The sequence below is a fragment of the Paenibacillus alvei DSM 29 genome (assembly GCF_000293805.1).
GTDB lineage: Bacteria > Bacillota > Bacilli > Paenibacillales > Paenibacillaceae > Paenibacillus_B > Paenibacillus_B alvei.
The window spans coordinates 904,961-918,889 of the sequence record NZ_AMBZ01000001.1 but is presented as its reverse complement, the minus strand read 5'-3'; the positions used below and the strand labels follow the sequence as shown (position 1 = coordinate 918,889).

The 13,929-nt window shown below is 43.2% G+C and carries 20 protein-coding genes and 1 pseudogene; 16 read left to right on the top strand and 5 right to left on the bottom strand.

The annotated features are described in order from the left end of the window. From PAV_RS32130 to PAV_RS04165, 11 genes are all read left to right on the top strand, one after another. Positions 1 to 480 carry a hypothetical protein gene (locus PAV_RS32130; RefSeq protein WP_005543794.1) on the top strand — a complete coding sequence of 160 codons (480 nt, stop codon included), beginning with the start codon at positions 1 to 3 and terminating at the stop codon, positions 478 to 480. Further along, the gene (locus PAV_RS04210) at positions 477 to 869 is read left to right on the top strand and encodes a phage tail protein (RefSeq protein WP_005543792.1); all 393 of its coding nucleotides are present in this window, start codon (positions 477 to 479) and stop codon (positions 867 to 869) included. The genes PAV_RS32130 and PAV_RS04210 overlap by 4 nt, the downstream gene beginning before the upstream one ends. Continuing rightward, positions 866 to 1,168, top strand: a complete 303-nt coding sequence (locus PAV_RS04205; protein WP_005543790.1) for a GPW/gp25 family protein — start codon at positions 866 to 868, stop codon at positions 1,166 to 1,168. The genes PAV_RS04210 and PAV_RS04205 overlap by 4 nt, the downstream gene beginning before the upstream one ends. Positions 1,169 to 1,220: 52 nt before the next feature. After that, positions 1,221 to 2,273 carry a baseplate assembly protein gene (locus PAV_RS04200; RefSeq protein WP_157266567.1) on the top strand — a complete coding sequence of 351 codons (1,053 nt, stop codon included), beginning with the start codon at positions 1,221 to 1,223 and terminating at the stop codon, positions 2,271 to 2,273. Then, positions 2,266 to 2,829: a phage tail protein I gene (locus PAV_RS04195; RefSeq protein WP_005543786.1), complete on the top strand. Its 564-nt coding sequence runs from the start codon at positions 2,266 to 2,268 to the stop codon at positions 2,827 to 2,829. The genes PAV_RS04200 and PAV_RS04195 overlap by 8 nt, the downstream gene beginning before the upstream one ends. 3 nt (positions 2,830 to 2,832) lie before the next feature. After that, the gene (locus PAV_RS32125) at positions 2,833 to 4,149 is read left to right on the top strand and encodes a tail fiber protein (protein WP_005543784.1); all 1,317 of its coding nucleotides are present in this window, start codon (positions 2,833 to 2,835) and stop codon (positions 4,147 to 4,149) included. Between the two features lie 67 nt (positions 4,150 to 4,216). Further along, complete coding sequence (locus tag PAV_RS04180) at positions 4,217 to 4,582, top strand: hypothetical protein (RefSeq protein ID WP_005543781.1); 366 nt, start codon at positions 4,217 to 4,219, stop codon at positions 4,580 to 4,582. Between the two features lies 1 nt (position 4,583). After that, complete coding sequence (locus tag PAV_RS33155; RefSeq protein WP_005543780.1) at positions 4,584 to 4,739, top strand: XkdX family protein; 156 nt, start codon at positions 4,584 to 4,586, stop codon at positions 4,737 to 4,739. A 79-nt stretch (positions 4,740 to 4,818) separates the two neighbouring features. Continuing rightward, positions 4,819 to 5,070, top strand: coding sequence for a hemolysin XhlA family protein (locus PAV_RS04175; RefSeq protein ID WP_005543778.1), 252 nt, complete (start codon positions 4,819 to 4,821; stop codon positions 5,068 to 5,070). A 13-nt stretch (positions 5,071 to 5,083) separates the two neighbouring features. Continuing rightward, entirely contained in the window at positions 5,084 to 5,362 is a 279-nt protein-coding gene (locus PAV_RS04170) for a phage holin family protein (protein ID WP_005543776.1), read from the top strand. After that, complete coding sequence (locus PAV_RS04165) at positions 5,355 to 6,764, top strand: N-acetylmuramoyl-L-alanine amidase (protein WP_005543774.1); 1,410 nt, start codon at positions 5,355 to 5,357, stop codon at positions 6,762 to 6,764. Before PAV_RS04170 ends, PAV_RS04165 begins: the two co-directional genes overlap by 8 nt. 109 nt (positions 6,765 to 6,873) lie before the next feature. On the opposite strand, the gene PAV_RS04160 is transcribed toward PAV_RS04165, so the two are convergent. Both PAV_RS04160 and PAV_RS04155 read right to left on the bottom strand, forming a co-directional pair. Next, positions 6,874 to 7,203, bottom strand: a complete 330-nt coding sequence (locus PAV_RS04160) for a hypothetical protein (protein WP_005543772.1) — start codon at positions 7,201 to 7,203, stop codon at positions 6,874 to 6,876. Positions 7,204 to 7,353: 150 nt separating this feature from the next. Beyond that, a complete protein-coding gene (locus tag PAV_RS04155; RefSeq protein ID WP_005543770.1) occupies positions 7,354 to 7,563 on the bottom strand; it encodes a hypothetical protein in 210 nt (69 codons plus the stop codon). Positions 7,564 to 7,722: 159 nt separating this feature from the next. On the opposite strand from PAV_RS04155, the gene PAV_RS04150 reads away from it, so the two are divergent. The 4 genes from PAV_RS04150 to PAV_RS04135 all read left to right on the top strand — a co-directional run bounded on the left by PAV_RS04150 (position 7,723) and on the right by PAV_RS04135 (position 9,447). Further along, the gene (locus PAV_RS04150; protein WP_005543769.1) at positions 7,723 to 7,947 is read left to right on the top strand and encodes a helix-turn-helix domain-containing protein; all 225 of its coding nucleotides are present in this window, start codon (positions 7,723 to 7,725) and stop codon (positions 7,945 to 7,947) included. 435 nt (positions 7,948 to 8,382) lie between these two features. Then, positions 8,383 to 8,565 (top strand): hypothetical protein, encoded by a 183-nt coding sequence (locus tag PAV_RS04145; protein WP_005543767.1) that lies wholly within the window; start codon positions 8,383 to 8,385, stop codon positions 8,563 to 8,565. Positions 8,566 to 8,580: 15 nt separating this feature from the next. After that, positions 8,581 to 8,970 carry a recombinase family protein gene (locus PAV_RS04140; RefSeq protein WP_005543766.1) on the top strand — a complete coding sequence of 130 codons (390 nt, stop codon included), beginning with the start codon at positions 8,581 to 8,583 and terminating at the stop codon, positions 8,968 to 8,970. Positions 8,971 to 9,120: 150 nt separating this feature from the next. Next, a complete protein-coding gene (locus PAV_RS04135) occupies positions 9,121 to 9,447 on the top strand; it encodes a DUF4064 domain-containing protein (RefSeq protein WP_005543765.1) in 327 nt (108 codons plus the stop codon). Positions 9,448 to 9,514: 67 nt separating this feature from the next. Here PAV_RS04135 and PAV_RS04130 read toward each other — a convergent pair whose 3' ends face one another. Next, positions 9,515 to 9,805: a helix-turn-helix domain-containing protein gene (locus tag PAV_RS04130; RefSeq protein WP_005543764.1), complete on the bottom strand. Its 291-nt coding sequence runs from the start codon at positions 9,803 to 9,805 to the stop codon at positions 9,515 to 9,517. A 621-nt stretch (positions 9,806 to 10,426) separates the two neighbouring features. On the opposite strand from PAV_RS04130, the gene PAV_RS04120 reads away from it, so the two are divergent. Beyond that, positions 10,427 to 10,684 carry a hypothetical protein gene (locus PAV_RS04120; RefSeq protein ID WP_005543761.1) on the top strand — a complete coding sequence of 86 codons (258 nt, stop codon included), beginning with the start codon at positions 10,427 to 10,429 and terminating at the stop codon, positions 10,682 to 10,684. 494 nt (positions 10,685 to 11,178) lie between these two features. On the opposite strand, the pseudogene PAV_RS04115 reads toward PAV_RS04120, so the two are convergent. Both PAV_RS04115 and PAV_RS04110 read right to left on the bottom strand, forming a co-directional pair. Continuing rightward, positions 11,179 to 12,612, bottom strand: a pseudogene (locus tag PAV_RS04115) (glycoside hydrolase family 1 protein). Positions 12,613 to 12,784: 172 nt separating this feature from the next. Further along, positions 12,785 to 13,549, bottom strand: a complete 765-nt coding sequence (locus PAV_RS04110; RefSeq protein WP_005543756.1) for a MurR/RpiR family transcriptional regulator — start codon at positions 13,547 to 13,549, stop codon at positions 12,785 to 12,787. Positions 13,550 to 13,929: the final 380 nt, after the last annotated feature.

The window sequence follows — 13,929 nt, the reverse complement described above, 5'->3', positions numbered from 1 at the left end:
ATGAATCAGAGAACGATTAAAACAGGAACGGTTACGGCGGTATCATCGGATATAGGCGCGGTACGCGTGTCCTTTTTCGATGAGGATGACGCTGTATCCGCTCAGCTCCCTGTAATCATGCCGCCAGGCGTGACCATGATGCCGAAGGTAAAGGATAGCGTCGTTTGTGTGTTTCTTTCAACGGGAACGAATGACGGCTTTTGCCTGGGTGGTTGCTACTACATCCAGGGTGAGCAGCTGCCAGATGCAGCCCCTGCTGCTGTCCACGTCGCCAAGGTGAGCGGTACGGCCGCCAGTGTGCAATATCCGGATGGTTGGGAGTCGGAGGATACATTTATCATTGGGATGAAAGGCACAATTAACGGCCAACTGCAGCAGATATCCAACTACAAGGCTGTATACACCGGAAGCGGCATCAACATCGAAGCTCCGCCGGATAGCACTCTAACGGCGGTAATGTTGGGGAGGGCGGTTGTATGATCGGCAGTTTGGGACCAATCAACTTCCTAGTGACCAGTTCGAAGATCAGGACGTTCGACAATTTCACTCGATCAAGCGCATCCCGTTTTGCCGAGATCGATGTCCTTGGAAAAAGCCCTGTACTGCAGCACATTGGTCCAGGGCTCGACGATATCGGATTCACCATGAGATTTGATTATCTTTTTGGACTCAATGTTCGTTGGGAAGTCAGCCGATTGTCTACGTTGCAGCGTGAAGCAAAGCCGCATGCGCTAGTTATTGGCGGGCTACCCATTGGACGGTATCGCTGGGTAATCGAAAGCCATGAGCAAGTATGGGAGAAGATCGACGCCAAAGGTAATTTACTCACGGCTGACATCGATGTGCGATTAAAGGAGTACTTGAAATGAAGGCGAACTTTCATCCAGCCACACGAGCTGAAGAAATAGAGCAGAATGTAAAATGCATAATCGATACCGTTCTGGGTACTGTTCCTTTGTTCCGCAATTTTGGACTTGATACTCCGCAGGATGTGCCTGTGCCATTCTTGGAATCGCAGCTTGCGATCCGAGTGACCGAAGCTATTCAGGAATGTGAGCCACGAGTAGAGGTCACAAAGGTAATTGTAAAGACTGGAGAGAACGGAAAAGCATTTCCACTGGTGGATTACAACATAGTAGAGGAGGGGAAAGACGTTGGCACTGAATGACCTTCCTGATATACAGTTTGTTGATTCTGACGTCAACAAAACCGTGCAAAACATGATAACTACGTATGAGGCGATCACTAACCGCAAGCTGTACCCTGCGGATCCGGTGCGCCTCTTTCTTTTGAGCATCGCTCAGATCATTGTGCAACAGCGAGTGGTGATAAATCAGACCGCCAAGCAAAACCTTCTTCGCTACGCTCAGGGCGATTACCTGGATCACCTTGGCGCGATGGTCGAGACGGAGCGCCTTGCAGCTTCTCCGGCACTGACAACCGTTCGCTTTCATTTGTCCGTTCCGCTGGCAGAGGCGGTATTGATTCCTGCAGGTACGCGTGTGAGCCCAGGTAGTGAAATATTTTTTGCAACGAGCAATGTTGGTGAAATAAAACCGGGGGCTCTGCACATCGATCTTTCATGCCGCTGCCTGACTCCTGGACAGGGTGGCAATGGTTTTATCCCAGGTCAGATATCAACACTCGTTGATCCGCTACCTTGGATCGATCAAGTGAAGAACTTAACTACCAGCGCAGGCGGCACAGATCGAGAAGATGACGACCACTATCGTGAGCGCATATACACATCGCCAGAACGTTTCTCAGTTGCCGGTCCTACTGGAGCGTATCAATATTGGGCGAGATCAGCAAACAAGGACATCATGGATGTCTTGGTATGGTCGCCTGCTCCAGCAGAGGTAGAAATCCGCGTGCTTATGCGGGACGGTGAGCTGCCGTCATCGGACATCCTTCAGGCAGTGCACGCCACTTGTAACAGCGACCGGATCAGGCCGTTGACGGACAAGGTGACGGTGCTTGCGCCGGATGCTGTCAGCTATGACATCGACATGACGTACTGGATCGACAGCCTCAACGCTACGGACGCTGCGAGTATTCAGAACCGAGTACAACAGGCCGTCACGACATACATTCAATGGCAAAAAGCGCGCATAGGTCGCGATATTAATCCATCGGAACTTATCCGTTTAGCCATGAATGCCGGAGCTAGACGTGTAGCCGTCACCTCGCCAGCATATACAGTCATTGAAAAAACTCAGGTCGCCATTGCCACCGCGCCAAAAGTGACGTATGGAGGGATTGAGGATGATTAATATCGGGCAGATCCGGCTTATAGACTTGGTTCCTCCGAATCTACAGGAGGATGAAAATGTGCGTGCAGCAGCCGAAGCAATCGACGCAGAGTTGCAGCAAGTAACGCAGCTCATGCCATCCGTAGCGATACTCCACCATATAGACCAACTAAATGAGCAATGGGTGGACGAGCTCGCATACCAGTTTCATGTTGACTTCTACGATCCGGAACTTCCCATCGAACAAAAGCGGGAGCTCGTTAAAAATAGCTTAGCCTGGCATAAGCGAAAAGGCACGCCATCGGCGGTGAACGAACTTGTTACAACTATATTCGGCAGTGGTCGTGTAGAGGAATGGTATGAGTACGGAGGCAAGCCAGGTTACTTCAAAGTATCAACATCCGATCCAGCTGCGACAAATGAGAGGGCGCAGGAGCTTCTTGCAGCTATTAACTCGGTCAAGAATACGCGCAGCTGGCTTGAAAAAATCGAGTTGACCAGGAATGGGACAATGGATCTTAATTTTGGATTCGTATATCACTCAGGGAAACGACTATTTATTGAACAGGTGGTGTAAGCATTGGGTGCTTTTACATTTATGATCACCAACAAGGGGAAGGCACTTCAAGCCAAAGCGCAGACAGGTGCAGAGTTGCGCTATACTCGTTTCCGTGTTGGAGACGGTCAGCTTGGAGGGCGACCAATTTCAGACCTTACCGGATTGATTAATCCAGTTTTGACGCTACCCGTTTTAAAGCTACAAACTCGCCCAGGAGGGCGAGCGGTAGTTGGAACTGTATTGTCAAATCAAAACGTAACAAATGGCTTTTACCTCCGTGAGATCGGTATTTTCGCTCAAGATCCTGATGTCGGTGAAATCCTTTACTGCTACGGGAATGCTGGTGAGACGGCTGATTACATCCCCGCAAAAGGCGGATCAAACATCATCGAGGAGCCGATCGACATTAGTACGATCGTTGGTAATGCTTCCAATGTAACAGCTGGGATAGACGAATCCCTTGTGTGGGCATCACATGATGATTTAGATGCGGCGGAAGCAAGGGCAAAGGTATACACCGATCAGAAAGTCGCGGACATCGACTTGACCAAGATTACGCCGGATTCGATCGGAGCTGCTAAAAAAACAGACCTTAACGCGCACGTCCAAGACATGACGAAGCACATTACAGCAGCCGAACGGGATGATTGGAACAGTAAGGCTGCAGGATCACACAAACACGATGCAAGCGATATTACAACTGGTACTATGGCAGCCGATCGATTACCGGGTGCGTCTGTATCGGCTGCTGGAATTGTACAGCTATCCACAGCAACGAGCGGCACTCGGACGAATGTAGCTGCAACAGAAAGTGCTGTTAAGGCGGCAATGGACAAAGCGAATGAGGCTTTTCAATCTGGCGTTGAGTGGAGAGGTAGAATCGCGGGTGCAATCAACGCCAAGGGGGTTCCAGCATCCGCAGCCGATGAATGGGGGACATTAGAGTGGAAGATTGGACAGATTCGTACAAGCGCGATCATCATTCAATTAGCATCGTCCGACTACACGTATTTCTTGGTAGATAAAAATAGCGGCAGACCAGAATATTATGTAATAGTTACTGGCTTGGGTTTTCGCGCCAAATTCATCGCGATAGACTTTTGGTCTGGTGGCAACTACGCGCCGCAATTCAGAAGCGCATATGACGGGAATAGAAGTAGTTTTGTCTACACGGAAACATCTATCTACACCCCTTTAGAAGCGGTTCATGCAGATCATCTACCTCCTGTAAACGGCTCTACTATAAGCCCGACTATCACGGGTGACGGTTTCATAATGCCAGTTGGCCAAAGCTCTCATATTGCTGGGCAAGAGATGCACATAGTTGCAACGGCATAGGGGGAAGAGCGATGTAGTAGGGGCACGGGGTTTCTGTTTGTTACAATATGCATAAAGGAGGGATAACATGTACGTAGTGTACAAAGAAACATCCGAAGGATTGAGCGTCGAGACGTTATATTTTAATCCTACGCCCAAACAAATGGAAGCGCTGGGAATCGAAATTGAGGGAGAGATGCCGCAACCGATTAACATTTCTGGAATGGTTCCAGTTCTAAAGGTAGATGTTAAAAAGGCGCAGCTCTTTTATGACTATGAAAAGCCTGACACCATCGAAAACCGTGTTCAGGATCTCCAAAAAGAAAACGAAAATCTGAAAAAGGAAAATGCGGCGCTGCTGCTGCAGGTGGCAGGCATTGACTCGTCAAGCCAGCAGCTCACGCAAGACCACGCAACATTGCTATTACAATTAGCTGAAAAAGGAGTGATCTAAGATGGATTGGTTCGCAACGATTAAACGCTACTACGACATGGGGATTTACAAAAAGGATTTGAAAGATCCGCTGTATATCGGCAAGTTTTGCGAGTATGGCAAGATTACGCCAGAGCAATATCAGGACATCACTGGAGACGAATATTCGAAAAAATAAGGCGCTACCGCATAGGTGGTGCCATTTTTATGCCCTCACGGCAGCGTGGGGGCTATTTTATTACAAAGGATGTGAAGACATGCCCGATCCACAGCTTGAAACATTGCAGCGACTAACACGGGTTGAAACAAAAATCGACGGTATAGAGGAAAAATTGGATGACGCTATTAATGGCAGAGATATGGCGATTAAAGCGTTAAGTTCTGCTGATTCAGCTCATCACCGCCTGAACAAAATCGAAGACAATCAAAAGTGGTTGTGGCGTACCGTTACTGGGTCATTTATTGGCATTGTGGTAGCGGTAATCGTCGCAGCAATTAAATTAACTTAGGAGGTACTTAACTATGCCTATAGAATGGAACATGATTTTTGAACTGATTAATCCTGCATTAATCGTTGTTGTTGCTGCATGTTGGGTGATTGGATTTGCTTTGAAACATACGCCGTTGGTACCAGACTGGACAATTATCTTTTTCGTAACAGCGATTGCAATTGTATTTACTACATCGATCCTTGGGCTTAGTGCTGAATCTGTAATTCAGGGTATTTTGTGTGGTGCTGTTGCTGTATTTGGGCATCAAACAGTGAAGCAAGCAAAGAAGGGTGGTGCTAAGAATGACTGAGGTTGTTGTAGAATGGGATAGCGGCCACGGCGGTAAAGATCCAGGCGGCAGCGGAAATGGAGTCGTCGAAAAGGACGTTGCGCTACGCGTTGCCACAGAAGCGGCGCGGCGCTTGGAGCGTGATTATGAAGGTGTTAAATGCCTTCTTACTCGTTCTTCAGATGTTTACTTGTCCTTGAAAGAGCGGACAGACAAGGCCAATTCTGCTAGAGCTGATGTGCTTATCAGTGTCCACTGTAACGCCGGGGGCGGCGCAGGAGGCTTTGAGTCATACACATATTCCGGCACAAAGGATGCAGCCACGGCGGCGCTGCAAGATGCTATTCATTCAGAGATCATGAGCCGGCTACAGCAGTTCGGTGTTAAGGATCGAGGGCAGCGCAAAAAGGATCTGCACATGTGCCGCGAGTCGCGCATGCCGGCAGTCTTGACAGAAAACCTGTTTGTCGATGTCGCGGCAGATGCGGCGCGGCTCAAGCGTCCGGAAGTTATTGAGGCGATTATATCCGGCCACGTCGCGGGCGTGGCGCGTTACTTAAAGCTGCAGCCGAAAAAAGCGCAGCAGCCAGCAGCCAGAGGGACGAACATCTTAGGCGCGGCGTCTGCTACGGTCGAGCAGGCTAAGGCTTGGGCAAAAGCGAATAAAGCGCCTGATGAATTTGTAGAGCTGGCCGATCTATACTGGCAGCTTGCGCCACTTCGGGGCGGAATCGATCCAGCCATTGCCTATGTGCAGTTTGCACACGAAACTGGGTACCTCTATAAAAAGGGGGAAAGTGCAGCTGGTATAGACGCCAGCTATCACAACCCGTGTGGCCTGAAAATCACCGCTGGAGGTGGAGATTACCAGGCATCAGCTCATAAACGATTCAAAGATTGGAAAGAAGGGATTACCGCCCACCTTGACCATTTGGCCTTGTACGCTGGCGCAAGTGGATACCCGAAAAAGGATACACCAGATCCTAGACACTTCGCATATCTGCATGGTACGGCGAAGACATTGGAAGAATTGGGTGCGAAGTGGGCGCCCTCGTCGTCATATGGCACGAACTTGGTAAATAAGTTGGCGCAGTTGCGCGGTGTGGCAGCGGTGGAAAAGCCTGCAACCGCAAAACCTAGAGGAGAAACCGCAACGGTAGAATTGAATGGAAAAGTAATTGCCTCCGGGACTTTCGCGAACGGGCTTGTTACAGTGCCGATACGAGACATGGCCGAAGCAATAGGTGCTAAACTTGTATGGGACAACATCAAGAAAATAGCGACGGTAAACGGGAATAAGATTGTTGGGACACAGGTAGTAAATGAACGAGCCATTGCCCCTGTCAGAGAGGTAGTAGAGGCAGCGGGATACCGGGTTGCTAGTTGGGACAGAGTTCAACGTAAGGTTAGTATTTCAAAATGATATAGATTGATGTACAGTGGAACCGTGTTAGGCTGTGCCTACACAAAAACACGAGCTGTATGGGAGGGCATCCCTGCGGCTCGTGTTTGGTTACTCTGCTATCTCAAATTTAATTGTTTTGCCGTCGCTGATTACTGCAAGCATCTTTGTCTCCAATCCCCAACCAATTACCATCATCGTCACAATAAGTGCAGGATACAGGAGTAACAATCCCGCCTTGTTCCAGCTCATACGATTTAGTACCGTCACACACCTTACACTTATCAGCCGCCCAATGAAATGTAACTGTCAGATGTGATAAATTCATAGCCTCAATTCTATTCAGCAGATCATCATTGCCTATTTCTGATCTTACCAATTCACGTTTAGATCCATCGTCTGCCACCAACATAGCAACCAACTTGCTTCCAAAACGTTCCTCATAAACATCAATTTTCATTTCCTACACTCCTTCGCACTGATCTGTTTACAGTATATGTTACTACACTACAACACTCTTTCCATCACAAAATTATTCAGCGGATATCCGCGACCATCGCCCCGAAGGGCTGGGATTTTACCCAGCCCAAGTCATGAAATGCCTCCTTGCTTAAATGCTAAGTCTTGACGCTTCAATCAAGTTTTTGATGCGGTAAAATTTTTGATTGTCTTCAATGTTGCACAAAAGCAAGATTGATTCAATCCAAGCAAGCGTCAATACGTATACGACATCAATTTCTAATGAATTGCCGTCTTTTTTGTATTCTTGGAACAATTCAACAAAGTCTTGGATGCTTTCTCGGCTCGAAAATAACCTCATATCGTCGTCACCCTTTCAACTTCAATAATCAACATGATGATTTAAATGTTCAACTTGTTATACATAATATAGAACATATTAATCAACTAGTCAACAAAAATGTTCAACTTATTGATTATTTTGTTCACCATTGCTATTATGTTGGAAAGAGGTGAGCACATGATCGCAAACAAATTGAGTGAGGTTATGGGGCGAAAGCGATTGAAAATCTCAGATGTCGTTAATATGACAGGGCTTGCTCGCAACACTGTTACGGAACTGTATCATGGTCGAGCAAAACAGGTTCATTTCGAAACGCTAGACAAGCTTTGTATTGCACTTGATTGCAGGTTAGATGAAATACTGGATCATGTATCAGAAGAAAAAACAGAGCCAAAGGAATAACCTAGCGGCTCTGTTTCTTTTTATCATAAAACGTATTGACAGCAATACGATAATGGTATATTATACTAAATAGAGGGTGTGTTAAGCACTCCGGAAAGGAGAAGGTAAGAGATGGGGATTGCAATTATTCTCTTCCTGACGGCGGTTGTCAATCTTGCAACTGCTTGGGTCAATTACCAAGTAGCGCGAGATAAGCGCCGTCTAAAGTAAAAGCCCCTTACGCCGCGAACGTAAGAGGCCGAAGAACCAAGCAAGGCGGGGACGCAAGTCCCCTCCTGCTCCCTATCATCTTACGCTTATCATACCCTCTGCATACCTACTTTGTAAAGGAGGCCGTCCAATGGAAACCTTAACCCTCATCATCTCCGTTGTTGGACTAGCTGTGTCGCTGGTTGCCTTATTTACAGCGTTACAAAATAAAAAGAGGTGATCCGGTTGGCGAACAAACCTGCTGCATTTCGATTTAATGAAGACTTTATAACACGACTAAGAACAGCCGCCTTTGTGACGGGTAGAGATCAAAAAGATCTTTTAGAAGAGGCGTTTCTTGAATATATGGATAGTCGGCCTGAATTAAAGCAAAAGGTAGAAGAGATAATTGAAACAATTCAAAAATAAGTGAGGCTGATCCGAATGAGTGATAAGAAAGCTGTAGTGTATTGCCGTACAGCAACGACTGAACAAGATATTAACGCCCAACTAGAACTTTGTAAACAGTATGCTGATGAGCATGGATACAAGCCGGAATTAGTTTTTAAAGATCACGGGTTAAGCGCGAATGATGTACGGCCAGAACTTGGTAAAATGAAGGAATACATCAAAGCGAACCATGGGAAAACACTGATTGTGAAATCGTTCGATAGACTATATCGAGATTTGACGAAAATGAATGAGTTCGTTCAATTCGCTAAGAATGCAAATTATAACGTGGTATCGGCAAACGCCAATGATAGGAGCTTGAAGGAATTAGAATTTATCTGCGGTATTGATAAAATAAGAAAAGAACAAGAAGCCTCGGAGTAATCCGGGGTTTTTGTTATAGTAGCTATAATGCATCGTTAATACTAGTGTTTACCTAGTGCTATTTAACTAAAATTTTCATCTCAAAAGCAGGATAATGGCGAATTATGGAGAATAATCTAAGTGAGTTTACATAATCAAGGAGGCTTTAAAATGTTTGCAATGGGGTTAGTTGGAGGTATTTTTGGTATTATCGCATCATTAATTGCTATGTTTATTGGAGGGGTAGACGCCGCACTCTCTAGTACAGGAACATCCAGTGTTACTGGATTGGCGATATCCGCACTTTTGTTTAGTATCTTAGGGATTGTTGGAGCTGCCCTTTCAAAAAGCAAGCCTAAAGTAGCGGGATGGTTAATGCTTGTAAGTGGCATCGCCGGATTTATAAGCATCTCAATGTTCTACATTCTGTCTGGTGTGCTTTTCATTGTAGCGGGATTCATGGGAATATTCGCAAAAAATAAAGCTGCTGCAGCATAACATAATACAGCATACATAATCAACGTATGAAAGCCTCGGTGCTCACGCCCGGGGCTTTTTGTATTGATTATATTTTACTTTTTGCTTCTCTGTATACATCTAATGCCCCTTTAATAAAAGTGACCTCATCATTCGTCAATGCAGTCAATATGTATGGAGGCGAAACAGATACCCCAAGCAAGTAATCGGTAGTCACATTAAAATATTCTGCAATTTGCTTTAGCGTTTCAAAGTCCGGTTCACGTTGGCCGCTTTCGTAACCGCCATATGTAGAACGATTGATACCAAGTTCGTCGGCTACTTCCTGTTGGTTCTTGTTGGCTATCCCCCGAAGAGTTTTTAATCTTTCCCGAAACATATACTTCACCCTTTCAAACACCAGTATAGCTATGGCGAAAACAGGAAAGAATGGTTGTTGCGATAAGGGAAATATTAATAAAAATGATTCATTACGGGATGTTATATTTTGATTCTAGTAAGTCGAATATGGGCATACTAAAATAAACACTCTAATCGAGTAAAGAGGGGATTAATGATGTATATACATGCTGTAGCTTTTGGGCAAGTTGGCAAATTAGATTTAATACATGAGGTTGTGCTTATTGAATATAAGCCCAAAGGGAGAAAGTTTCTCTACCATACTATGAATGGTTTCAAAAGAAACATTACATCTTGGAATCATTTGAGCGAGGCCATGAGCATGGAGGGGTATCTTCGAAGCGATAATTTCTTGATTAATCCGAGGTGTGTAAAGAAGATCACAGGGAACTGGGCTAAGATGGTAAACGGAATGGATGTATACCTGACAAGGCAAGCAAAAAGGGATTTGAAGCGTCTGAAAAAGATGCATAACTATATATTATAACACCTAAACATATGAACATATACGACCGATTCTGTATACACAATCGGTCGTATCGCCCCGGCTTATTACGTGGTAAATTAAACTTACATCATAAGACTGGGAGTGTTGATACATATGAGTTCAAAATGGAAGGATGCATTTATTCAACAACGGATTCGTGAGATGATTGACAAATGTTGTAATGAACAAAATGAGTTTTATAAACTTTACTCAATCTTTTGTGATGAGGCTAATTACGTAAATCCAACGGTGGCAGAAATTTTGTTATATTTCGAAGAGAGAATGAACGAAAATTTATCGATCATAGAGAAGGTATATCTTTCGGGATTCGAGGATGGATTTGCGGTAGCGTGTCTGAAGAAACAGCCCTAAGTGTTTATAGGGCTGTTTTGTTTTAATTTTTGTAGCTGCTATGCAGGGTTTTTAAAAGTGTAAGTTCGCCTCCACCATCATTAAGCCGACCGCGTGAGGTCGGCTTTTTGCATTGGAGGCAAAGTTTCGGGATGAGAACCCCTGGGGTTCGCTCCGCGCACAGGAAGCGAAGAAGCAGCTTCGAAGAAAGACAACAGCGGACGAGCACGGCATCGATTTCAACCATTAAGGTAGTCATCGAAGGATAAGCATCGAAGCAAGTTCAATAAAGAAATTGATTACCCCCTCGCCTCCACCATCATTAAGCCGACCGCGTGAGGTCGGCTTTTTGCATTGGAGGCAAAGTTTCGGGATGAGAACCCCTGGGGTACGTTCCGCGCGCAGGAAGCGAAGGAATGGCTTCGAAGGAAAGGCTCCCCCGACCATTAAAAAAGAATAAGATTTGTGCAAAGTATTATTACACAAATCTTATTCGGGTTAGATTAACTACAACATTATAAATTTTCACCGTTTGATTCAATTACTTTTTATACCAATCAAAACTAGATTTTTATATCGCTTACCGCTACCTCTTCCATAATCATCCAAATCCACGTAAATAAAACCATAACGTTTACTCATTTCAGAAGAAGAGCAACTTACTAAATCAATGGGTCCCCAAGGGTAGAAGCCTATCACTTCAACTCCATCTCTGATTGCTTCTTTTACCTGTGTGATGTGTTCTTTGAAGAAATTTATTCGATAGTCATCGTAAATTGTTCCTTCTTCATTCAATTCTTCATAAAAGCCCATACCGTTTTCTGTAATCATAATTGGTAATTGATAGCGGTCATACCATTCGTTTAATGCAGTACGTAACCCTATAGGATCAATTGACCAGCCCCAATCATTTTGTTTCAAATAAGGATTCAGTGCTGTTGGGCTGTCCGTATGAATACGTTGAGAATCTGTAATTTGAGTGTAGTAATAAGAAAAAGAAACAAAATCAACTGTATTTTTGAAATCTTCTTCATCTTGTTCACCAAACTCAATATGAAGACCTTTCTCTTCAAAAAAGCGGTAAGCGTAATTTGGATACTTGCCACGAACCAAAATATCTGAATAGAAAAACTCCATTTGGTTATATTTTAAACTGGCTAAGACATCTTTTGGATCACATGTTGCAGGATAGACATTTCCATAATAAGACATCATACCAAGCTGAAATTCTGGATTAATTTCCTTAGCGATTTTAATCGCCCTTGCACATGCCACTAATTCATTGTGTACCCCTTGATACTTCGCCTCCGTAAGATTATCTACTCGATCTGAAGGAATACCTAAGTGATTAAAAGACTCATGAGTAATCAAATTCATTTGATTAACTAATATCCAATATTTTACTTTATTACGATATCGTTTAAACAATGTCTCAGCAAATGTAGTAAAGAAATCAATCATTTTGCGATTGTACCAACCATTATACTCCGTTGCTAGATGAATTGGCATTTCATAGTGAGAAATAGTAATAAGAGGTTCCATACCATTTTTAATAATTGCGTCGATTAATCGATCATAAAATGCTAATCCTTCTTCATTTGGCTCTATTTCATCCCCTTTAGGGAAAATACGCGCCCAACTAATAGAGGTTCGGAAAGAGTTCATTCCTGTTTCAGCTAATAAAGCTAGATCTTGTTCAAACGTATGATAAAAATCAATTCCTGTCCGTTTTGGATAAATACCGACTTTATCATTTAGTGCTTCTTCAATATCTGTTGTACTGACTTCTTTATTTCCTTTTTCTTAATGTTAATATCATCACGAAAACGATTGAGATCAGCGACACTCAGTCCCTTTCCACCTTCTAAATATGCCCCTTCTAACTGGTTAGCTGCTACAGCTCCTCCCCAAAAGAAATTTTTAGGAAATGTCTTTGGATTCTTTTTCATCTGCTTACTTCCTTTCAAATGATAAATTAATCTGTAGCAAAATATAATTTTTACCACCATGATTTAGCTTAAGCTTTAGCTTTATCATAAATGGAAACCAAGTGATTGACTATCTTTATCGTTTTCTAAAAATAGAAAACCTAAACCAACGTTAGGTAATTGGCAATAACTTTCAAAATAGTATGAATAACTTTTTGGGAGTAATAATTAGAATAAAAAGAAAATTAAATGCTTCCAAAGAAATAATCTCTTCAAAAATGTGAGCATGGAATGGTTCAGGTTGAGATGTCAGGAGAAACGTGGGCGTTTCGGATTGTTGTATTTCCATAAGAACATCGGGATTTTCTGTCAACCATTTACCGGTAAGAGAAAAGATGAAACAACGATCTACTTCGCGCAGCATTTGTTTTATAACAGAAATATCCGCCTTGCGATTAATTTCAAAAACTGTAATACCCTTAAGACTAAGTAATTCTCGTAAAATATTAGCAGAAGCAAAGTTAAATGTATTACATAAAACAGCAATTTCAGTTGTAGAAGCCAACTTTTGAGCAATTCTCTTGCACTGTTCTAGGTCTATTAATTCATAAATTTTCTCGTTTAGATTTTGTTCTTCTATTTTCATCGCTTCTATCATATTTTGTGGGGAGTTACTCCAATCGATCGTACTAAACGGATTTTTGTAAGAGTAGGGAGCTAAATCAGTCCTCATTTCCTTAAAAGAAGAATAACCTATTTTTTTGCAAAATTTAGTTACGCTTGCAGGTGTTGTATTTGCTACATAGGCAATTTCTTCAATATAAATATCTGGAAATTCATGAATTTTTTTAATTAATACTTTAACAATTGTATAATACACACTGGGTTTAGTGCACTTAAAAAAGAACTCAGTTAATCTTATATACACTGGACTAGAAGGAATTGAGTGATCTTGCAATTGAATGAACTCCTTTATAAAAAATGAATTTCAAAAGTACAGAATCCGGTAGCTTATGATAGTAAAAGGCAAGTTCGACTGCTCACCGAATAGAAGCACCAGAATTCCATTTATGGAAACGGATCAAACGAAAAAAGTGAAAATCTTTTGATTTTATTATAAACAGGAAACACCATAAACATACCATACTATTCTTGGGCTTTTTAACGAATGGAACCCATATATAGTGGCATTTTGTTTGTATTTCTAATATATAAGCAGCATCCCAATCCAAGTTATAATTATGATGTGGATTGGGGATAATTATAATGTGGAATAGGGAACGTGCAAGACCTAAATGCGAAAAAACGCGATGTTACGCGGATTCTATTTTCCGATTT